Origin of the sequence: Providencia sp. Me31A (assembly GCF_050487165.1) — a bacterium.
Classification (GTDB): Bacteria; Pseudomonadota; Gammaproteobacteria; order Enterobacterales; family Enterobacteriaceae; genus Providencia.
In genome coordinates this window covers 117,488-137,767 of record NZ_JBKQGZ010000004.1, presented here as the reverse complement: position 1 = coordinate 137,767, position 20,280 = coordinate 117,488, and the positions used below count along the sequence as shown (strand labels likewise).

Annotated in this window: 29 protein-coding genes; 23 read left to right on the top strand and 6 right to left on the bottom strand. The window is 41.4% G+C overall.

Annotated features, from left to right (window positions below):
- Positions 1-69 precede the first annotated feature (69 nt).
- The 6 genes from citG to citC are packed head-to-tail and all read right to left on the bottom strand — an operon-like array spanning position 70 to position 5,316.
- Complete coding sequence (gene citG, locus ACLPIE_RS04640) at positions 70-984, bottom strand: triphosphoribosyl-dephospho-CoA synthase CitG (RefSeq protein WP_430260083.1); 915 nt, start codon at positions 982-984, stop codon at positions 70-72.
- Positions 971-1,510 carry a citrate lyase holo-[acyl-carrier protein] synthase gene (citX, locus tag ACLPIE_RS04635; protein ID WP_430260081.1) on the bottom strand — a complete coding sequence of 180 codons (540 nt, stop codon included), beginning with the start codon at positions 1,508-1,510 and terminating at the stop codon, positions 971-973. Before citX ends, citG begins: the two co-directional genes overlap by 14 nt.
- A 3-nt stretch (positions 1,511-1,513) precedes the next feature.
- Positions 1,514-3,040 carry a citrate lyase subunit alpha gene (gene citF, locus ACLPIE_RS04630; RefSeq protein ID WP_430260079.1) on the bottom strand — a complete coding sequence of 509 codons (1,527 nt, stop codon included), beginning with the start codon at positions 3,038-3,040 and terminating at the stop codon, positions 1,514-1,516.
- Positions 3,041-3,050: 10 nt separating this feature from the next.
- Positions 3,051-3,947 carry a citrate (pro-3S)-lyase subunit beta gene (gene citE / locus ACLPIE_RS04625; protein WP_430260077.1) on the bottom strand — a complete coding sequence of 299 codons (897 nt, stop codon included), beginning with the start codon at positions 3,945-3,947 and terminating at the stop codon, positions 3,051-3,053.
- The gene (gene citD, locus ACLPIE_RS04620; protein ID WP_430260075.1) at positions 3,947-4,243 is read right to left on the bottom strand and encodes a citrate lyase acyl carrier protein; all 297 of its coding nucleotides are present in this window, start codon (positions 4,241-4,243) and stop codon (positions 3,947-3,949) included. Before citD ends, citE begins: the two co-directional genes overlap by 1 nt.
- Entirely contained in the window at positions 4,240-5,316 is a 1,077-nt protein-coding gene (citC, locus tag ACLPIE_RS04615) for a [citrate (pro-3S)-lyase] ligase (protein ID WP_430260073.1), read from the bottom strand. Before citC ends, citD begins: the two co-directional genes overlap by 4 nt.
- Before the next feature lie 369 nt (positions 5,317-5,685).
- Between citC and dpiB the strand changes: the two genes are divergently transcribed.
- The 23 genes from dpiB to ACLPIE_RS04500 all read left to right on the top strand — a co-directional run bounded on the left by dpiB (position 5,686) and on the right by ACLPIE_RS04500 (position 20,277).
- Positions 5,686-7,323, top strand: coding sequence for a sensor histidine kinase DpiB (dpiB, locus tag ACLPIE_RS04610; protein WP_430260071.1), 1,638 nt, complete (start codon positions 5,686-5,688; stop codon positions 7,321-7,323).
- Positions 7,324-7,529: 206 nt separating this feature from the next.
- Positions 7,530-8,789, top strand: a complete 1,260-nt coding sequence (locus ACLPIE_RS04605; protein WP_430260069.1) for a tyrosine-type recombinase/integrase — start codon at positions 7,530-7,532, stop codon at positions 8,787-8,789.
- A 93-nt stretch (positions 8,790-8,882) separates the two neighbouring features.
- A complete protein-coding gene (locus ACLPIE_RS04600; protein ID WP_430260067.1) occupies positions 8,883-9,836 on the top strand; it encodes a hypothetical protein in 954 nt (317 codons plus the stop codon).
- A 107-nt stretch (positions 9,837-9,943) separates the two neighbouring features.
- The gene (locus ACLPIE_RS04595) at positions 9,944-10,189 is read left to right on the top strand and encodes a helix-turn-helix transcriptional regulator (protein ID WP_430260065.1); all 246 of its coding nucleotides are present in this window, start codon (positions 9,944-9,946) and stop codon (positions 10,187-10,189) included.
- Positions 10,189-10,596 (top strand): hypothetical protein, encoded by a 408-nt coding sequence (locus tag ACLPIE_RS04590; RefSeq protein ID WP_004265094.1) that lies wholly within the window; start codon positions 10,189-10,191, stop codon positions 10,594-10,596. The genes ACLPIE_RS04595 and ACLPIE_RS04590 overlap by 1 nt, the downstream gene beginning before the upstream one ends.
- 15 nt (positions 10,597-10,611) lie before the next feature.
- Positions 10,612-11,415, top strand: coding sequence for an antA/AntB antirepressor family protein (locus tag ACLPIE_RS04585; RefSeq protein ID WP_430260062.1), 804 nt, complete (start codon positions 10,612-10,614; stop codon positions 11,413-11,415).
- Positions 11,412-12,614 (top strand): host cell division inhibitor Icd-like protein, encoded by a 1,203-nt coding sequence (locus tag ACLPIE_RS04580; RefSeq protein WP_430260060.1) that lies wholly within the window; start codon positions 11,412-11,414, stop codon positions 12,612-12,614. The genes ACLPIE_RS04585 and ACLPIE_RS04580 overlap by 4 nt, the downstream gene beginning before the upstream one ends.
- Positions 12,607-12,780 (top strand): DUF4222 domain-containing protein, encoded by a 174-nt coding sequence (locus ACLPIE_RS04575; RefSeq protein ID WP_210783525.1) that lies wholly within the window; start codon positions 12,607-12,609, stop codon positions 12,778-12,780. Before ACLPIE_RS04580 ends, ACLPIE_RS04575 begins: the two co-directional genes overlap by 8 nt.
- 2 nt (positions 12,781-12,782) lie before the next feature.
- Positions 12,783-12,977, top strand: a complete 195-nt coding sequence (locus ACLPIE_RS04570) for a hypothetical protein (RefSeq protein WP_165119740.1) — start codon at positions 12,783-12,785, stop codon at positions 12,975-12,977.
- Entirely contained in the window at positions 12,974-13,135 is a 162-nt protein-coding gene (locus ACLPIE_RS04565; RefSeq protein WP_004255433.1) for a hypothetical protein, read from the top strand. Before ACLPIE_RS04570 ends, ACLPIE_RS04565 begins: the two co-directional genes overlap by 4 nt.
- On the top strand, positions 13,132-13,311 hold the full coding sequence (locus ACLPIE_RS04560) for a hypothetical protein (protein WP_004255431.1): 180 nt from the start codon (positions 13,132-13,134) through the stop codon (positions 13,309-13,311). Before ACLPIE_RS04565 ends, ACLPIE_RS04560 begins: the two co-directional genes overlap by 4 nt.
- Positions 13,308-13,517, top strand: a complete 210-nt coding sequence (locus ACLPIE_RS04555; protein WP_105880952.1) for a hypothetical protein — start codon at positions 13,308-13,310, stop codon at positions 13,515-13,517. Before ACLPIE_RS04560 ends, ACLPIE_RS04555 begins: the two co-directional genes overlap by 4 nt.
- A complete protein-coding gene (locus ACLPIE_RS04550; protein WP_181488334.1) occupies positions 13,514-14,098 on the top strand; it encodes an ORF6N domain-containing protein in 585 nt (194 codons plus the stop codon). The genes ACLPIE_RS04555 and ACLPIE_RS04550 overlap by 4 nt, the downstream gene beginning before the upstream one ends.
- Positions 14,095-14,268, top strand: coding sequence for a hypothetical protein (locus ACLPIE_RS04545; protein ID WP_165880165.1), 174 nt, complete (start codon positions 14,095-14,097; stop codon positions 14,266-14,268). The genes ACLPIE_RS04550 and ACLPIE_RS04545 overlap by 4 nt, the downstream gene beginning before the upstream one ends.
- Entirely contained in the window at positions 14,268-14,462 is a 195-nt protein-coding gene (locus tag ACLPIE_RS04540) for a hypothetical protein (RefSeq protein WP_181488332.1), read from the top strand. The genes ACLPIE_RS04545 and ACLPIE_RS04540 overlap by 1 nt, the downstream gene beginning before the upstream one ends.
- Positions 14,462-15,076 carry a hypothetical protein gene (locus ACLPIE_RS04535; RefSeq protein WP_181488330.1) on the top strand — a complete coding sequence of 205 codons (615 nt, stop codon included), beginning with the start codon at positions 14,462-14,464 and terminating at the stop codon, positions 15,074-15,076. The genes ACLPIE_RS04540 and ACLPIE_RS04535 overlap by 1 nt, the downstream gene beginning before the upstream one ends.
- Positions 15,077-15,134: 58 nt before the next feature.
- The gene (locus tag ACLPIE_RS04530; protein ID WP_004265397.1) at positions 15,135-15,509 is read left to right on the top strand and encodes a hypothetical protein; all 375 of its coding nucleotides are present in this window, start codon (positions 15,135-15,137) and stop codon (positions 15,507-15,509) included.
- On the top strand, positions 15,496-18,243 hold the full coding sequence (locus ACLPIE_RS04525; RefSeq protein ID WP_209122266.1) for a DUF927 domain-containing protein: 2,748 nt from the start codon (positions 15,496-15,498) through the stop codon (positions 18,241-18,243). The genes ACLPIE_RS04530 and ACLPIE_RS04525 overlap by 14 nt, the downstream gene beginning before the upstream one ends.
- Positions 18,244-18,266: 23 nt before the next feature.
- Positions 18,267-18,404: a hypothetical protein gene (locus ACLPIE_RS04520; protein WP_165119736.1), complete on the top strand. Its 138-nt coding sequence runs from the start codon at positions 18,267-18,269 to the stop codon at positions 18,402-18,404.
- Between the two features lie 158 nt (positions 18,405-18,562).
- Positions 18,563-19,000, top strand: a complete 438-nt coding sequence (locus ACLPIE_RS04515) for a ProQ/FINO family protein (RefSeq protein WP_181488326.1) — start codon at positions 18,563-18,565, stop codon at positions 18,998-19,000.
- Positions 19,001-19,074: 74 nt separating this feature from the next.
- Positions 19,075-19,584, top strand: a complete 510-nt coding sequence (locus tag ACLPIE_RS04510; RefSeq protein ID WP_004906510.1) for a putative periplasmic lipoprotein — start codon at positions 19,075-19,077, stop codon at positions 19,582-19,584.
- 181 nt (positions 19,585-19,765) lie between these two features.
- A complete protein-coding gene (locus tag ACLPIE_RS04505; protein WP_080641485.1) occupies positions 19,766-19,939 on the top strand; it encodes a 3-hydroxybutyryl-CoA dehydrogenase in 174 nt (57 codons plus the stop codon).
- The gene (locus tag ACLPIE_RS04500) at positions 19,939-20,277 is read left to right on the top strand and encodes a hypothetical protein (RefSeq protein WP_004906508.1); all 339 of its coding nucleotides are present in this window, start codon (positions 19,939-19,941) and stop codon (positions 20,275-20,277) included. The genes ACLPIE_RS04505 and ACLPIE_RS04500 overlap by 1 nt, the downstream gene beginning before the upstream one ends.
- The last annotated feature ends 3 nt before the right edge of the window (positions 20,278-20,280 follow it).

The window sequence follows — 20,280 nt, the reverse complement described above, 5'->3', positions numbered from 1 at the left end:
AAAGCGTATTTTTTGTTTTAAATTAATAAATAATTAATTGGTTTTTATTTTCTTAATTAATTTTGTTTTTTAATCGCTTCCTGTATTAATAATGATGAGATTTTTATTTAAATTTTGATTTGCTATTCGAGCAAAAAACCATGTTAGGATGAGTAAATCTGCACTTCCACCGGGGCTGATATTTTGCACAATACATTCATGATCAAATTGCTTAATCTGAGCTAAATCATCATGAGTATTAATCCCTGCATTTAATAATTGAGTCGCTCGTTGTTTTATCCATGTTAAGGCGGCTATCCCACCACGATTAACAATATTGGTATCATTGTTCAGGCTCATTAATAAAATTAAGGTATCGAGTAGAGCAATATCGTTAGTCTTGCCTTTTACAAGTTGTTGTAAATAATAAGGAAGGGAATGCTCTATCACTAACTGATAGCCTCCTTCAGCTTCACCCCTCGCCCCTGTTAAGCCGTATTGTTCATATAAGCGGCGACCAGCTGTTGGTTGGAGTGTGGGTTGTTTTAATTCGTTGGTAATTCCTGCACACATTCCTGCGACTAATTGACTAATTGCTTGAGGAAAAATAGCTTGCTGTAGTGCAATTAAACGGCCGATGGCGGTTAATACTAAACCTAAGGAAAAAATACTGCCTTTATGCGTGTTGACCCCTTGGGTTGCTTGGTACATGGCAGTTTCACAATCCAAGCCAATAGGGCGGATTTCCATTAATACGCATTCTAAGGAAAGGTCTTTATATTGAGCTCCTGCATGTAAAAAACGAGGAAAGTGTTTTGCAATCGCATTGGCACTCAAATAAAAATCAGTGAGCGCCATATCTTTATGTGCACCCGTATTGTGTTTATCGACAAGTCCCGGTTTAGGAGTTAAATTCACTTCTGCAAGCATGGCTTGCCAAGCTAGCTGGCTATAATAATCAGCTAGTTTTTCATTAATGACATTATATTGTTTAACAAGTTGCATTAGCCAACTCCTTAATTCTATTTAGAATTTCATTAATTGAGTGCGTCCGCTGGCGGGCACAAACTTTGGCTTCATTTTCACAAATTAAACAACGTCTTGGTGGCAGATTTAATTGACTACGTGAATATTGCTGCCCCTTGGCATCAAATACATCAAAGTCCCATAATCGCCCAATGGGGGATGAGCCTTCTAGTTGAATCAACGCTTTTTTGACTTCAATGGCATCGGCATCAACAGCAACCAAACATTCCGGTCCAGTGTTTAATGCCCATGATTGCTGCGATAAAAGTACCCACTGCCCGCATAAAGCAATTTGCTTAAGCGCATTTAGACCCTGATTAAAAACATGCCTAACGAGGGAATTGTCTTTGACGGCTCCCGGAAAAACGACAGTAAATGAAATCAAGGTTACCTGATGGAGACCAATCCACTGTAACTGGCGAGCTTGACGGGCATCACGGCTCGCTAGTAGTTCAGGTAAGGAAGTTTCAAATTGCTCTTGAGTATCAGGCAGTGGGCAAAACATAGTTTACTCCTTCACTTGATGAACAACATCAATGACTGAGCCATCACGGTAACGCACTACTGCAACCACTTTGTCTGTAAACTCAATGGGGTTAGGCGTTCCTGTGAGTAATTGTGCGCGCTCTCTTAGCCAGCTCATTGAAACGGTTTTAATGCCTTGGCTTTCAAGTTGCTGTTTTAATTCAGGGCGAGCTGGGTTAACGGTGATGCCGTGGTCAGTGACTAAAATATCTACGCTTGAACCCGGCGTTACGCAAGTGAGTACCTCATCCACTAATGTTGGTATACGTCCACGTACCAGAGGGGCAACAATAATAGACAGTTTAGCGGCAACAGCAGTATCGCTATGGCCACCGGAAGCACCACGAATAACACCATCAGAACCCGTTAATACGTTAACATTAAAGCGAGTATCGATTTCTAATGCACTCAGTACAACCACATCGAGCATATCAACAGACGCCCCTTTTGAATCAAAACAGGCATATTGATTGGCACTGATTTCAATGTGGTTTGGGTTACGGGCGAGTGACTCAGCCGCGGCTTTATCGAAGCTTTGAACGTCTAATAATTTGCGAATTAAGCCTTTTTCATGTAAGTCGACAATGGTCGAGGTGATGCCACCTAAAGCAAATCCAGCAGTAATATTATGGCGTTTCATTTTATCTTCAAGGAAACGAGTTACCGCGAGGGATGCCCCACCAGTCCCCGTTTGTAGAGAAAAACCATCTTTAAAGAAGCCCGATTTTTCAATGACATCAGCTGCGGTTCGAGCAATTAAAAGTTCACGAGGATTAGATGTCATGCGAGTGGCGTCAGCCCCAATTTTATCAGCATCTCCGACTCGTTTGACCTTAACAATATAGTCCACTTCATCTTGCTTGATACTGGAAGGATTATGAGGGTAATCCAAGAGTTCTTCTGTCAGCATCACCACTTTTTTAGCGGTTTCGGCATCAATTTTGGCATAGCCTAAAGAGCCACAGCAGGCTGTTCCGGTATATCCATTGGCATTACCATATTCATCACACGAAGGTACACCAATAAAGGCCACATCAATGGCAAGTTCACCGCTATGAACTAAGTTGGCTCGCCCTCCATGAGAGTGAATTTGTACGGGCTCTGCTAGCTCACCGCGTGAAATCGCTTCCGCTAATGGGCCACGAATACCTGATGTATAAATTTTGCGAATAACACCGTGGCGGATATGCTCAACTAAAGGGGAATGGCAAGCGCTCAGTGAACTTGAGGCCAGAGTTAAGTTTCGAAATCCCATCTCAGCAATGACTTGCATGACCATATTGACGGTTAAGTCACCACCGCGAAACGCATGGTGGAACGAAATTGTCATGCCATCTTTTAACCCAGAACGACGGATTGCGACTTGTAAATCCTCACAAAGTTTACGATTTCTCGGTTTTTGTACCTGTTGTTGCACTTTGCCAATATCTTTGAATTCACGAGGCGTTTCATTCGCATCTGATTGTAAGTAGGCTGCTACGCGAGCCTGGCGTTGAGTATTGTTTGTCATGTTCTTTGCCTCACTCTTCCCGAATTCCTGATAATGCCGCACGTGATAATACAAGGCGGGCTCTGTCAATCACTGGGCCATCAACCATTTTGCCGTTTAATGAAACAACCCCTTTCCCTTCAAGGGCGGCGGCATCAGCGGCTTCTACAACACGTTGCGCATGGTCGACTTCTTTTTGAGTTGGCGCATAAAGGTTATGAAGTAACTCAATTTGTCTTGGATTAATTAATGATTTGCCATCAAAGCCGAGTTGCTTAATGTGAGCGGCTTCTCGTAGGAAACCCTCTTCATTATTTGCATCAGAATAAACGGTATCGAAAGCTTGAATACCCGCTGAGCGAGCGGCTTGTAAAATGGCGCACCGAGCATAGAGGAGTTCAATGCCGTCGGGAGACCGCTCGGTGCGCAAATTGCGGACATAGTCCTCGGCACCTAATGCGATGCCTATAAGTCTTGGTGATGCATGGGCGATATTGACTGCTTGTGTGATCCCCATCGGAGACTCAATTGCTGCGAGCAACCCAGTACTGCCTTCTTCGCGACCACAATTTTTTTCAATACGCAAGATTTCATTCTCAATATCAATGACATCTTGTGCAGTATCTGTTTTGGGTAGGCGAACGATATTTGCTCCACCACGAACGACGGCCTCAAGATCAGCTACACCAAATGCCGAGTCTAATGCATTGACTCGAACAATGGTTTCAACATCTTGATAGAGAGGGTGTTGCAAAGCATGGTAAACCAAGCGGCGAGCCGTATCTTTTTCGCGTAATGTAACGGAGTCCTCAAGGTCAAACATCAAGGCATCAGCCTTATAAATAAATGAGTTACTTAGCATTGCTGCGTTTGAGCCTGGTACGAACAGCATGCTTCTACGTGTACGAGATTTTTGTTCTGGAGTCATTATTTATCCTCCCAAGGCAGATAGTCGATATCGCATGCACGCGCAAATAACGCTTCTAAACGCGCTTTTAGTACGCACTCTAATGCGCCTTTATCATCGACAATGATTTGTGCACCTTGAATATCATGCTGCTGTATCATTTCTTCGACGATCTGCGCAATGGCATCGCCAAATTGTTTTTCGACGCTACTGGTTATCTGCACTGAGACTTCCTGTGTATCCTCCAAGGGTTCTATACGAACCATGACATCGCTAGATTCAAGCGTGCCGGCGACTGCTGCATGTTTTATCTTCATATTTCACCTATTGCTAATTCAGAATTTTCGGTGCGACTGGTGGTCGCCGAGGCCTGATTGGCGAGCATCTCTTGTAAATATTGGTATGTTGCTTCAGGCACAATGGCTTTAATTGCCGCAAGATCTTTTTTAGCGAGCAGTCTTCTGACTTGAGAAGCAGATACTGCTGTCCCATTAATGACTGTTCGTTCTAATTCAACGAGTTCTATAGGTGGAAAATTCATAGCATCCGTTTCCAGCCAAAAGCGCATGTCTTGGTTATATTGATTAGTGACTTGGCAAAAAGGCTCTGATCCTACAAATCGGTGAGTGATCCCCAGAGCAGGGGCGATATATTGACGAAAAATCTTAATATCGATTTCGGTATAACAGTTATTTGCAACCGTTTTGTCTTTAATAAAGTAGCAAGGGAAGGTTGCACGAGAAATAATATACTCGGAGCCTTTGTGGATCGTCAGGTTTTCAATCCCTTTTGTTCCCGCCTCAATCAAATTGAGTCTTACTTTATAAGGAAAGCGTGATGTATCTTCTTTGACTACAAATAAATGTAGCCAATCACAGGCTTTAGCGGCTTGCTCTATCAAATAACGATGACCAAGGGTGAAAGGGTTGGCGTTCATGACTATCGCACCAATTTTTTTCCCTTCTTTACGTTGCGCTTTCAAACTTTCAATATAGCGCTTTAAATAACAGCAACTATTTTCCATCAATACCATGACATCAGGAACGGTTGCGATGGTATGAAAGCCACATTGTTGGAATAAACTTTCATTTTGAAACTTTGTATAAATAAACAAATGAGTGGTATTATTTTCATAGGCGAGATTAACAAGTTCAGTTGCTAACTTTAAGGCAAGGCCTTCACCTCGAACATCATCGCTAATAGCAACGCATTTAATAACGTTTTTAGCTAACCCTCCACATGCAATTAATTTTTCATTGCGAGTTATCGTAATAAAAACGTCGATGCTTGCATCAAGTTCTAAATCGTTTTCCTTTAAAAACTGAGTTATTTCAGCAAGTTTCCTGTTCTCATGACGTTTTACCTGGTTAAACGTTATGTTTTCGAACATAATAGTATCCTGCATCTCTTTTAGAGATGTTTTTAAAATGTTGCTAATGTTAAAGTTAATTAAATAAATATTTTTCTAATTTTGTTTTTGGTTTTAATATAAATTTTTATTTAATTATCCTTTTCGATAATAATATTAAAGATACTAGATTTAATATATTTGACCTATTTCATGTTTCTTAAATGAGATTGTATTTGTTTAATGGTTTTAAAGTTTTTAATTGTGGGATATGTGTTTTATTGCTTGGTTTTAATGTGTTTAATTATTAATATGTGTATTATACCTTTGGCTCTATGCCAGTTTATCCGTTATATTGCCATTCTATAAATTAACAAATTTTTTACTTTTCAGTTAGTAACGAGATCGCAAATGAAAAAAGAATACTCATTCACTTCATTAAAGAAAGCAAACTCCATCTCGTTTTCTGTACGTGTGTTCTTTCTTTTATTGCTGGTCTCTGTTGTTTTGACCTTTGGGCTTGGTAAGTATTTTACAGATACCGCAGAAAAACGGTTGATTGCGAATATTCGTTCACTGGCAATGAGCCAAGCTAAATTGATAGCGTCTATAGATGGTGTTGTACAGTCAGTTAAAAATAAAGACATCGAGAAATTAAAGGTGATTGCGGATAAGCTCAATCAGGACTCTAATTATGATTACGTGGTGATTGGCGACGAAAACTCAATCCGTTTATATCATCCGAATAGCCAAAAAATTGGCTTCCAAATGCAGTGGAATAAGCCGGGAGCTTTAGAGCGCGGCGAAAGCTATTTTATTGGAGGGGAAGGTTCTATTGGTAACGCGATGCGAGCGAAAACGCCAATATTTGATGAAAAAGGCCAAGTTATCGGTGTTGTTTCTATTGGCTATCTCACGAATAAAATAGACACTTCCCGTAGTGAGCTGTTTGTACAAACTGGAGCGACTTTTCTTGGTGTGCTGGTTATTTTATTATTTCTCTCTTGGGCTTTTACGCGTTTAATACAACGACAAATGTTAGGCATGGAACCAGAGGAAATCACCCAATTAGTCTTAGTGCAAAAAGGAATATTTGATGCCGTATTTGAAGGAGTTATTGCGGTGAATATACAGGGGCAGATAATTAATATTAACTCGAATGCGAGGAAAATGCTGTCACTCAGTGGGCCTCTAAGTCAATTTACCGGGACTTTAGTTTCTGAGCATATTTCGCCAGCAGATTTTTTTATTACCGATATTTCAACGACAAAACATGATGTCATTTGCGAGTTTAATGGTTTAAATGTGATTGCGAACCGAGTTGCTATTCGCGATGGGGAGCATCTCATTGGTGCGGTAATTAGTTTTCGCAGCCAAAACGACATTGAGTCATTAAATTCTCAGTTGACACAAGTGCGCCAATATATTGAAAATTTGCGCGCTTTACGCCACGAACATCTTAATTGGATGTCAACTTTAAGTGGCTTATTGCAAATGAAAGAATACGACCAAGCATTGGCTTTAATTAAAGGAGAATCGGAATCTCAGCAACAATTAATTGATGCACTGAAGGAGCAGTTTTCTGATAAACAAGTGGCTGGCCTATTATTTGGTAAGTATCATCGTGCAAAAGAGTTGGGCCTACAGCTAAAATTTACACCGGGTAGTCAATTACATCATTTACCTGATTCGCTAAGTGGTACTGAGTTTTGTGCAATATTAGGCAATTTGCTGGACAATGCATTTGAAGCGAGCCTGAAAAATGGTCAGGGTAATCAACAAGTCGAGTTGTATCTTTCTGATGAAGGAAAAGATATTGTTATTGAAGTGGTAGATCAAGGTTGTGGATTTCCTATTGAAATCCAAGACAAATGGTTTGAGCGCGGAGTGACAACAAAAACAGAAACATCAGATGACCACGGTATTGGGCTTTACTTGGTAGCATCCTATATTAAACGCTGTAATGGTGCGGTGATTATTGAAGAAAATCAACCGTATGGTACAGTATTCTCAATTTTTATTCCGAAAGTGTTGAATAGGCGTTCTTAGCATATCAGAGTATATCAATTCACAATCTAACTCATTGATAATAATTAATAATGTAATTCACGGGCAATCAGAAGTAGTCACGTAATAGCCGTTTTTGCTTGTACCTGAGCTTGTACCTAAAAACGACCAAAAAACATACAGCGTTTTAAGTTGTAGAAATTAATAGCTTTTTGTAAAAGTTATCGATTGATTGGAAATTGCACAAAATGCCAAACTTAAACGATAGACAAATTAAGGCTTGGATAAATTCAAATGAACGATTCGAGGGTAAAGCTGACGGAAATGGGCTCTATCTTAGATATTCAAAGAATGACAAAAACCCAAGCTGGAGATTTAGATATAGCTTCAATAAAAAAGCCCGAATAGTTTCTATCGGGACATACCCCAATATTACCCTAATGAAAGCGCGTGAAATTGCTAGAGAGTTATCGGCAAAGGTTATTTTAGGCGTTGATGTTGCTGGAGATATAAAGCGACAAAAAGCCGAGGCGTTAGAGAGAATACAGCGCGAAGATAAAGCGGTTAAAGTGTTTGGGCTGATTGATGAATTTTACGAGCGACAAATAAAGCCAAAAAGAAAAAAACATGAGGAATCTAAAAAGCTGATAGATAAAAATATCGCGGCTGTTATTGGTTCAATGAAAATTGAGGATGTGAAGCCAAAAGATGTTGATCTATTAATAAAGTCCATCGTGGATAGAGGCTCACCATTTACCGCTGATGAATCGCTACGTTGGTTAAAGCGTATTTTTGATTATGCAGTTCGTAGACAGATGATAGATAGCAATCCAGCCTCAGCCTTTGGTATTTCTGATGCTGGCGGAATGGAAAGTAAACGCGAACGGTGGTTAACCCGTGATGAGCTGACATTATTCCTTTCAACGCTGAATAGTTCGACATTGCCAGAATCTAACAAAATAGCATTTAAAATAATTCTAGCTGTTGGCTTGCGTAAGATGGAATTATGCGAGGCTAAATGGTGCGAGATTGATTTAGATAATGCGGTATGGCATTTCCCATCAGAGAGAAGCAAAACTGGTGACGCTATAGATATCCCTTTGAGTAAGCCTGTTATAGAGTGGTTTAATCAATTAAAGGTAATGGCTTGTGGTAGTGAATATGTATTACCTGCCAGAAGAACAGGCACAGGTAAAAATAAAACGATAAATAAGACAACGTTAAATAAGAACCTTGAAAGCATTCTTTCATCATTGCCTGAGTCGTTTATTCAGTTCAGTATCCATGACCTACGAAGGACAATGCGAACTCACCTATCAGCATTAGGTATTGAGCCACAGATAGCAGAGAGGTGTTTAAATCACAGGGTAAAAGGTATTGAGGGAGTGTATAACCGCCATGATTACTTTGATGAACGAAAAGAAGCATTATCACAATGGGCTGATTTGCTTACAGCATTAGAGAGTGGATCAGACTATAATGTTGTACCAATGAGTAAGAAAGCATAACAAGTTTAAACCGTATCTAGCTCGACGGGGCGAAAAGTGGGAAACCTTACCTATCTGATACGGTATTCTTTAAGGCGCGTTAAAGGTGACGTGATGGAGAAGCAAATCCTTTTTAGGTATTGCAAGTTAAGTCGAGCGGCAGAGTTATTGTCATTGCAGGTTAGTGATTTAATTAACTTAGCTGTAATGAAAGACATTAATTGCCTAATCAAATTAAATTCTGTAATAGCAAAGTATTACTTGTGGCATGAGAGCGAGGAGTTAGTTAATGCCATGGGGAGTGTATATTATTGGGGAGGAAACACCGATGATATTTTTCCAAAGCTTAAAATATGCTCGTTATCCAGATTCGGATTTGTTAAGGATGTATGCACCCCTCTAAATAGCAAGCAATATCCTTTTTATTGGTTATGTGAAGAAGATGATTCAGAAAAATACGGACTAGGTCTGGACATTACAGCCAGCGGTTTATGGGTTTTGCCATCTTATACAGTTGATGAAATTGAAAGCAACGCAGAGTCATTATTGCCAACAAGGCTTTTTTTGCATAATGATTTTTTCAGTCCAGAACAATCATTTATTGAGCCATGGTTGCCTGTGGAAATGAAGGTTTCAGCTAGTGATTTATACATTACATGTGAAGATGTAATAAGGATTATGAATGGAGAGTTTAATAAATCAATGACTGAAAGCGGTCATATATCTCAATCCGAATACTTAGAAGCGACTGAGTTTATACAGAAAAACTCTGAGCACTTATCAAAAGAACTAGAAATACATCAATCAAAAAAGAAAGCAATCAAAAATAGAGCTCAAATTAAAAAAGCAATCGATAAGCTGCTTGTATTGTACCCATCAAACAATGATTCAGATGATGATAGATATAGAAATAAAAATAACATAATAATAAAAGGTAGAGTTGCGAAATTAATTATAAACCACGAGGCTATTTTATTTGATGAGGGAGCATCGCCAATAAAGGATGATAAGCTATTGAGAAGTATTGTAAGTGATTGCCTTGATGAGATGGGATGGAAGCGTAGGTAAATTACCCTATGGTTTTACTTTCTACCCTATTTTAAAAACGATCACCTATTTTTGTTTATTTAATTAATATTCAATGTGTCTACACCAACTCTCAAAAGGTTAGACACATGAAGAAGCAATCATCGAAGCGCAAACCTCGCGCTAAAATCAGTACACCTTACCCTATGGACGGTTACGCCCGTCTACGTCATACAGCCGACTTTCTAGGCATTTCTGATGCTACTCGTTATCGCTGGGAGCGTGACGGCAAATTACCTAAGTCATTTGAGATTGAGAAAGGCTTTTTTGTCTATGATGCGAAAGAGATTCGCGCATGGGCTGAAGCTAAGAAATCACAAAGCGGGGTAGCATAATGGAAAAGAAAAACCGCCCTTGCGGAGGCGGCTTTGATATCAGTAATGATATTGGAAATTGCCCCGCCATTATAACCAAACGCACACCAAAAAAACAGCGTGGATTTATTTATATTGTTGGTTCTGGTGCAAATGGAATTACAGAAAATGACGGCCTGAAATATTGTCGCTTATCTTCTTTCCGTAATTACTGCTCAGAACTGGAACGCAAATTAAATATTAATTTAGAGCGCATCGATGAGCCGAACCCAGACGGCATTGGATCACATTACCGTTATCGCATTCGCAGCCAGAAAGACGCGCAGAAGGTAATTAACCTCATCAACCAACGCGCCAATGCTGGCGGATATGAAGGTATTTCGAAATCACAATCTGAATTAATTTTGTCGCAGTACCCTACCGAATAATAAGGAAATAACAATATGAAAAATAAAATGACCGTAATGGGTCAGGGATTCGCTCACCCTGAAATCAAGTTAAACGATATTAACGAAACAACTTTCGCCGATATGTTGCCTATTATTAATCATGAATTGAATGGGGAAATAATTAATTGTGTCAGTGCCAACTCATTACATGAAGCTCTAGGGATAGACACTCGACTAACCGATTGGATCAAGCGTCGCATTAATGAATATGGATTTATCCAAGGGATAGATTATTTAGTTGTGGAAACTTTGAGCAACTCAAATTTGAGTAGCGCAAAATCTAGACAGCAAATCAAACACGAGTACCTAGTCACTTTCAATATGGCCAAAGAACTTGGCATGGTTGAGCGTACCGAACAAGGCCGCTTAATCCGTCAATACTTTATCAAGTGCGAGGAAGCGCTTCACAAAGTCGCACCAACTATCACCAAGCAATTACGCCATCAACTTAAATCACGCCTCAAAGTGGCTAGTTACTTTAAGCCGATGTGTTCAGCGTTAGAGCTGGCACGCATGGAGCAAGGTAAAAACACACTACCACACCATTACACGACTGAGTCAAACATGCTGAACCGTATTGTATTAGGTGGGCTTACAGCTAAGGCATGGGCGAAGCAGAACGGCATTATTGGCAATCCTCGTGATGCCATGAGCGAAACACAATTAGAGCATCTTTCATACCTTGAGCAGACGAATACAACGTTAATTGAGCTAGGCATGGACTATCACGCACGCAAGGACAAATTAATCGGCTTGTCTCAGAAGTGGTTAGCGCAACGTGTAGAGGTGGCGCAATGATTACCCTATGTTCAATAAAGGGTATTGCCTACCAAGTGAATGATTCCCTACTGGCAGGTGGGGAGTCGGTTAAAGTGGACGCCCTTTTATCCATCTTGAACCTAACTTCAAGTTATAGTCAATCAGACAAAATTTCGTCTGGTTACTCGGTCAATATTTTGGCTCAGCACTCGGCAAAATTATTTGCTCAGCAATCAGCTAAAACTTTAGCCGATGTATTAGCGAAAATTTACGCCAATCAATCACCCAAATTTACGGGAAATCAATCAGGGGAATATTTCTCAGGTTGTAATTCTGGCGAACATTTGAGCACCCCAAAACGGGGGAGCGCAAAAGGTGGAGAATTTACACCATTTGCTAAAGGTGATTTTTCTCACCTTTCTAACGTCGGGAAATCCCGCTATTTGAATTCGTTCATCTCAAAAAATGGGAAAATTGAGTTTTGCGAGTCCATAAAAGGCAAAGTAATTGAGTTTTTGGAGTCCATAAAAAAGGGAAAAGTTGAGTTATTAGACACCATAAAAAAGGAACGAATTGAGTTTTGTCAGTCCATAAAAAAGGGCAGCCAATCGGCTACCCTTGGAAACGTCGATATTGAATATCGAGCAAGTGAGAATATTAATATTAGCTTACTTCTCTGGTATGGCAAATATCAGTTTTTAGGCTTAACACCTAATCTTTCCAGCTCGTTACGACAGGCTGTCTTAACCCATGCGCTAAATGGCTCATCGCCAATAACTGAGTTTATTTGTTCGAGTAAGTCATCTTCAAAGCGAATCATTTTCATGGTGCTTCGAGATCTATTAAATGCTTTCTTTTCTTTTTTATCTTGCACTGGTAAATACCACTATGATAGCCTATTATTAATTGGTAAATACCATAACACAGGTTATCCCAATAAAAAAGCAATGCCCTGTAGTGCGTCAACACTAACAGGGCATCTAATCACCAACGATAATCACACTATCGAGGTAACTATGAGTAAGTTTAACACACCCGTCACAGGGCGGACTAGTCTCACCCCTAACCAATCGTACAGATGGTTATTCCTCGCGTTAAACCGTAGCGATTACACCGCTAAACCTTGCCGTATTGCTGTTACAGCACCGAACGAACACGATGCAAGACTCATGTTTGTACGTGATTACATTCTGTCATTCGCTGGTCGCTTACCTGCTCAGGAGGTGGCTCATGCGTAACCCTCAACCTAATGATTTCTACACTCACAAAAATAATGGTGAAACCGTCAAAGTTTTATCGGTTCAATTCAACCGTGTGACCTTTCAGAGAGACGGCTTTGATAGTCCTGTCATTGTCTCATTAAGCCAGTTCAGCAACGAATACACCTATGCAGGGAGGGCTTAATCATGGCAGATATCAATATTCATCAAGCCGCTGAAAAGGCGCATCAGATTGAGTTAATTAACCTGCTCATTGAATCACACCCGCACCAGTTACAAGACAGTGAAATATCCACTTTGGCTTCTCTTATGGCGAAGTTATCAGGTGATGTTTGTGTATTTCTTCAAGAGGAAATTGTGGCACAGGAGGTGAAAGCATGAGTATTTCACGCCTATCTGACGCATTGAACAAAATCCAACGCCTAGCAGAAGCCGCTTTGTCTTTATCGAACCAACGTGATGAAGCAGAACTCAAAATTCAGCTAATTGAAATTATCAGCAAGACAGCAGAAGAAGCCGTATCTGAGGGGGAAGCATGAGCAAGCCTATTCCATTAGACAGAGCCGCATACAAAGCGCAGCAAAATAATTCATTGCTTGCCGTTATCTTGGAGCAAGTGAGTAGCGATTGTTCGCGTGAGTTAATCGACCTCGTTTCTATTGCGTATGACTTCAACGCAGAAATATGCGAATCCCTCGAGGAGGCGACCAAATGAAAACAGTTAAATTAAAAGTTGGTCACTTATCTACCTTAGAAGAAGTCGAACATATTAACGAAGAACTCCAAGCGTTACTAATCCCACTGTTAACCGCTGTAGAGAATGAAGCTGATACCGATACGCATTTTCTTCTGAGAGCAGTTAACCGCCTTGTGTGTGCTCAGCAGAAAGAAATCACTAGGTTAGCGGAGGTGATGAAATGAGACAGGTCACTATCAATGCCACCAGCTTAAGCCCATTTATGTATCAAGGTAAGCGAGTTGTGACCTTTGCCATGATTGACGAGGTACACCAACGCCCGAAAGGTACAGCAAAGCGCACATTTAACACGCATAAAAAACACTTCATTGATGGGGTAGATTACTTTTTGCTCACTAAGTACGTAATACGTACCGAGTTGCCCGAACTAGAAATAGGCGGAAAAGCAAAAGAGCTAATGCTTATCACTGAATCAGGTTATTTGATGGTTGCCAAGCCATTTACTGATGATTTGTCGTGGCAGGTCCAACGCTCAATGGTTAACAGCTACTTTCGTTTGTCTGAGTTTCCCGAAATTAAACACATTCAAATACCCACGCTGGCGGAACTTGAAGCCATGCCAATTGGTGAGGCTCAGAACTTGATTAGCCGCTTAGAGGCTGACTCTTATCAAGGTCACGGTAGGCGCGGAAGTTATGCCATGAACCTACGTCGCAAGGAGAAGAAAGCACTTAAACCAATGGTAATGGCCATTGAACAAGCCTCACAGCTACACATTCAGGATATGGGGGATTATCGCTCATGAGAACGTTTCAAATCGCAGGATATGGCACAACACCAAAAGGCTTAACGCTAGGTATTAGCAAACGTGTGATATCAGCCACCCAGAAAGACGCTCAATCGCAAGTGATGCGAGAAGCGCAACGAGACGGTTTAACCAGTATTCGAATTAACTATGTGCGTGAGGTGAAGTAATGAATCAGGAACAGAAACGCGAAGTGGAAATGTTACTAGAGCCGCACAAAGCAAAAGTATTAATGCTAATTACTTTACTTTCTACGTGGCTGGAAGCTGAAGAGTGTGGCGAAACCAGAAACATGATCTGGGCAGTGTTGATTGTTGTTTATTCGATTAGGGATGAAATGAACGAAGCGGCAGGGAGCAAATAATGAGCTTATTTATCAAACGTAACGTTGCCAGTTTTGGCTATGGTGCCACAGGTGTATTGGTCGTTTATCGTGAGAATGATCAGCTTAACGAGGTGATTAGTTACGACGATGCGCTTAAATCCCTTGATGCTGGTGATTTTGACACGGATTTGCTCATGGGGTTTGAGCTTGTATTGGCAATCTCAAAAGGTGAACGAGAACGCTTGTTTAACCCAACATTAGAGCAAACGTTGATTTTATGCCGTTGGGTAGTGGCTGCGTCATTTGTTCAAGAGTTAAGAGATCAACATGGCGTTATTGAACTCGACAATGAGCGAGGCGGCAAAGATATTGCCACGCTGTATTACAGCGATAACGGTTCGGGGATATCGGTTTATCCATCGGGCGAACGTGCGTTGTTAACTACGCATATGGAGGACTTTGTTTGTGAGCAATACGGGCAGGAAATGGGGCGGCAGTTAGTTATCAGGGCTTACATGGACTTTATCAATATGCAGCCAGAAGTGGGAAATCGCCTCTCTGAAAAAGGGCGAAAGGGGCTAACTATCTTGCATGATGGCCTTATGAAAATCGCTCGTTCTAGTGAAGTTGGCACTATGCCAGTGTTTCACTGATAGGGGGGATCATGATTAATAATTTAACCCATTTACTGGCGAACAAAGGAGCATTTCAATGAGTAACATTATCCCATTTAAAACCAAAGCGAACTCGCTTGATGATGCGCTGAAAGCCTTTGCCTTTGCTGTATTTAAAAGCCGCCCGAATGACTTTGAGGAATGTTACACCTACACGGAAACATGCCAAGGCCGTACTAACAAACAACAAATTTCACCGATTGAGTACCTTTGTTTCTTAACTGAGGTTTGCTTTATTGAGCCGCTAATAGACCAGTTTGAGGAATACGAAACGGCCGCATTAGAAGCATTAACTAAAGCGGTAGATTGTGGGCGTCTTACTCTGGAAGGCGAGGCGTTATATCAATCTGTTTTAAGTGTGTCTCATGAAATGGCTGAACCAGCTGGAGGCGCAGAGAATGAAGCCGATTGATGTTATCCGTGATGTAAAGCTGAAAGCTAACGGCCAATGGCAAAACATATTATCTAACCTCGGGGCAGAAGTGCCCCTAAACACGCACACGGCTTGCCCTCACTGTGGCGGTAAAGACCGTTTTAGATTTGACGACAAAGACGGCAACGGCACATTTATTTGTAGTCAGTGCGGCTCGGGTGATGGGTTGGACTTAGTTCAGCGTGTTCTGGGTAGTAGCGTGACAGAAGCCGCGTATGAAGTGGCTGGCATGATTGGAATTGATACCCGTTCAGATAATCCACCAGCCTACCGTAGCCATGAGGTAAAAGCGCAACAGGACGCATTGAAAGCGCAGCAAGCCCAGAGCCAAGCTAACGAGCAGATAGAGAAGCATAAACGTTTTACAGCGCGATACAACCGCACTATTGCCAAAGCTAAACAGGGCGAGTCTGAGTATCTCAAGGCGAAAGGGTTTGATAGTACCACCGTGACTCTATTGTCTGATGGTTCGCTAATTATTCCATTGATAGACACTGACGGCACAATTACAGCCGCACAGACCATTAAACCCAATGGCGATAAACGGCTATTACTCGATAGTACGAAGAATGGCAGCTATTACCCTATCAATGAGCCTGTAAATGTTTCTACGGTGATTATCGCTGAAGGATTGGCAACCGCCATGACGTGCCAGTTAATTCAACCAGAAGCGCACACAGTAGCGGCAATTGATGCGGGTAACTTAATTCATGTGGCTAAGGTGATGCGGGCGAAGTACCCAGAGAGCAAGATTATCATTGCAGGTGACAACGATATTAAGCCAGACCAAGACAATACAGGGAAATTGGCTGCAGAAAGGGCAGCTAAGGCAGTCAATGGCATTACGGTTTTACCGCCTACCGATGATAAAGCCGATTGGGATGATTATCGCTTATCACACGGTATTGAGGCAGCAAGACAGGCATTTAATGCTCAAGTGGGTCAGCAGGAAGGTGAGGAAGTGAAAGAGGATAACGTGATCCAAATTGACGCGAAAAAGAAAGTTAGAACACACGATGATTTAGCCCCATTTTTTGATAAGCGTCACGGTGGTTTGTATTACATCGAACGCAAACAAAACAACACGACGGGCGAAATTGACGAAAAAGAAACATGGTTTTCGGATGAAATGGCAACGGTAGGCATTGGCTCTGATGGCAAAGACAGTTATTTAGTTATCCAAATGAAGCAAGAGGGCAGCAACCGCATAATTTATGAAGCCATTCCGAGGCGTGAATTAGGCTCACCTCAAGGATGGGGAAGATTGCGCTCCCGTGGCGTAAATATCACAACTAAGCGCGGTCAATTGGATTTACTGGCTAACTATCTTCAGCGAAAAGGAACGCGCGACGAATGGACGATCACACATACCGCTGGTTGGCATGATGGGGCATACGTGATGCCTGATGGTCATATTATTGGCACACCTAGCCGCCCTGTTGCTTTTTGTGGCGGAACGTCTGCCGTTGCGGGTTATATCGTCAGGGGAACCGCGGAAAGCTGGCGGAAGAATGTCGGTAATTTAATGAAAGGCAACCAATCCATGATTTTAGGTGGTTTAGTCGCGTTAGCTGCCCCTCTGAACTCATTATCGGGCGGTAGCTCGTTTGGCATTCACTTATTTGCTCAATCCTCAGCAGGGAAAACCACCACTGTAGAAGCTGCCTCAAGTATCTACGGTGTACCCGATGAACTGAAATTAACATGGGATGCGACGAAGTACGGGCTAACGATTGAAGCCGCTTCACGAAATGATGGGTTTATGCCGATTGATGAAATTGGACAGGGTAACGATGTGCGGCATGTCGCAGGAAGTGCCTACAGCCTATTCAATGGTACGGGGCGCATACAAGGCAATAAAGACGGTGGAAACAAAGCCGTTTTACGTTGGGCGATTGTGGCGTTATCAACGGGTGAGGAAGATTTTGAAACTTACCTCATTCGTAATGGCGTTACCCCCAAAGCAGGGCAATTAGTGCGGTTGGTTAGCGTGCCATTTACCGATACTGTTGAGTTTCACAGCCTTGATGATGGTGATTTGCATTCACGAGCAATAAAACGCGCATCAACGCAGCATTGCGGGGCAGTCGGTAGGGCATGGATTGAATATTTAGCCAACAATCAGGACATGGCCAACCAGAAAGTAACCTTCAAAGAAAACGAATGGTTATCGAGTTTACCCGAAGAAGCATCACCGCAGGTTAAACGAGTCGCTACCCGTTTTGCCATGTTGGACGCTACCGCAGAGCTAGCAACATCAATAACGGGTTGGGATATTGCCGAATGTAGCCGTTTTATTCGTAATAGCTTCAATGAGTGGCTGGAGAACTACGGCACAGGGAACCGCGAAAAATACCAAGTTGTTAAACGGGCAAGGGATTTCATTCAACGCTATGGATTGAATCGCTTTCAGCCATACACCTATGGCAAGCGTAACGGAGACCTAGACCGAACTTACGCAGGCAGGATAACAAACCTTGCGGGCTATTTGGTTTCTGGGCGCAGAGAGGACGGCAAGGACGAATATCACATTATCCCGTCAGTGTTCGAAGATGAAATACTCTCAGGCATCCAAAAGAAACTAGGGGCTGAAGCACTCGACGAGGCAGGTGTTTTAGTCAGACCAGAATCAGGGCGCGTAGACGGTAAAACTATCAGCATCAACGGTAGCCAGCAGCGATTTGTTGTCTTAATTGATAGTGAGGAAGAATAGCCAGCCAGAACAGAATCCTTGTGATGAATCAAAAACGCTGGGATAAGTGGGATAACGGGATAAGAACTAAAAAAGATAACAGTATTATTAAGTTAGGTTACTTCTATTTATCCCATGTTATCCCAAGCTATCCCAAAGGTAATGATAATAAATTGTTATAAATGTTAATTAAAAACCAAAGTTATCCCAAAAATAAAAAGTCTGGGATAAGAAAATAGGGTGTTTGGGATAAGTTAACCTGATGATATTAAATGTAAATAATCAACTTATCCCGTTATCCCAAAGAAAAATCGATTTTCGCCTATAGAGAGATATTTAAATGAGCACTCAAACACTGACACTAAAACGGAAAAATCCACCAGCGACGAACGCCCAAAAAAGCATACAGGCTAAAACGCCACAGGAAGCCCCACAGCAACCGAAGAAGAAAAACAAGGCAGATGTTCACGCGAAGAAGAAACAACACCGTATCGACCGTATAGCGAAGCACTGGACGCTATTCAGTGAGCCAGAAGCCAAGCCGCTAATGATTGGCATTAAGGAAGCTATGATTGCCGAGGTTAAAGATAAAGAGCTGGATATCCCCGAGAGCCACATTAAACAGGGATTACGCTCATACATCAGCCGCAAGGCTTATTTGAAAGCTCTTACTCTGGGCGGCAATCGGTTTGATATGTTCGGGCAACCTAATGGAGAAATTACACCAGAACAGCAAGCCATAGCAGAGAAAAAGCTGGCGGAATGGGCTAAAAAATAGCAAGGTAACAACCGCCAAAGCATAAGCCGAGGCGGTTATGTATAATTGGCCTTATCAACTAAAGGGATCACCAAATGAAAAAAATCATGATAACGGCTCTATTGGCTTTGTTTCTATCGGGATGTGATAACAGTCCGCCAGCACCCTACGGCTTTAAGTGGGGGCAGTCGGTGGAGGATATCCAAAAGTTAAACTTAGATGGTGAAGGATGTAAGTTCCCTGTGTGTGAGGTAACCAATACTCCAAGCGGAGTTACAGGATCAACGGTTTTAATATTTAATAAAAAACTAGGGTTGGTTCAAGTATTACGCTCAGAGGCATTGGGTGAAACAAGCCAACAAGAAGTAATGAAGAAATTTAACAATGCGGTTGATGAGGTGAATGTAGCGTATGGTGATCCAACAAATAAAATAATTAAAATTGAGGATGAATCAAACTTTATTGCTTGCCTAAATAAAATAGGGTGTAGCAAGATAAAGGCTGAATACGACAAAGAAGGGTACAAAGTGTTAGTTTCAGTTGGTATTAGAGATAAAGATGGTAAATTAGCCATTCTAACCAACTATGCAAAACCTCTAAACTAGAACCCACCTAAAAAACAAAAGCCGACCTTGAGTCGGTTTTTTTGTTGTCTTAATACCATCAAAGCCAAGATAGGTAGAAAATATTTCTATACTTTCGATTATTTATAGCAATATATTGTTGTTTATTTTTTACTCTGGATTATAATTGTAGTGTATATAACTACAGGGTGGGTAAATAATCATGGATAAGCAAAAAAGAACCTTCAAGGCAGTGTCAATTGAAAGCGACATAGTAGATCGTGTTAAAAAATTTAAAGAAAAACAGGGTGAAAAAGATGTTTTCATTCAACGAGCGCCTATTGGTCAATTAATTCAAGGTCTATTAAGTGATGCCTTACAGCGAGAGGGGTTCTAATGGAAAAGTTACAACAGTTAGCAAGCACTATAGCTCAGATTTATGTTGATGGGCTAAAAGCGGAAACGGGAACAACATTAGTGACTTATAACGGCATTACAGGCGAAGTGATCCCTGAGTTGCTGGCGGCAGGGTTATTTGATAATGCGGTATCGATTGTTAAGTCTCGTGGTGAGTCGTTCGATGTTGAGAGTAAAGCATGTGATTTATTGCTTCCTTACCTAAACGTATTTACCAAGCCTTATTCCATCACAGATCAGTGTATTTATGTGATTGGCGAAATGACTCGTTTTGCATTACGTGACGGTAATGTCAGTGGCTTATCAGCCGTGCATTAATTA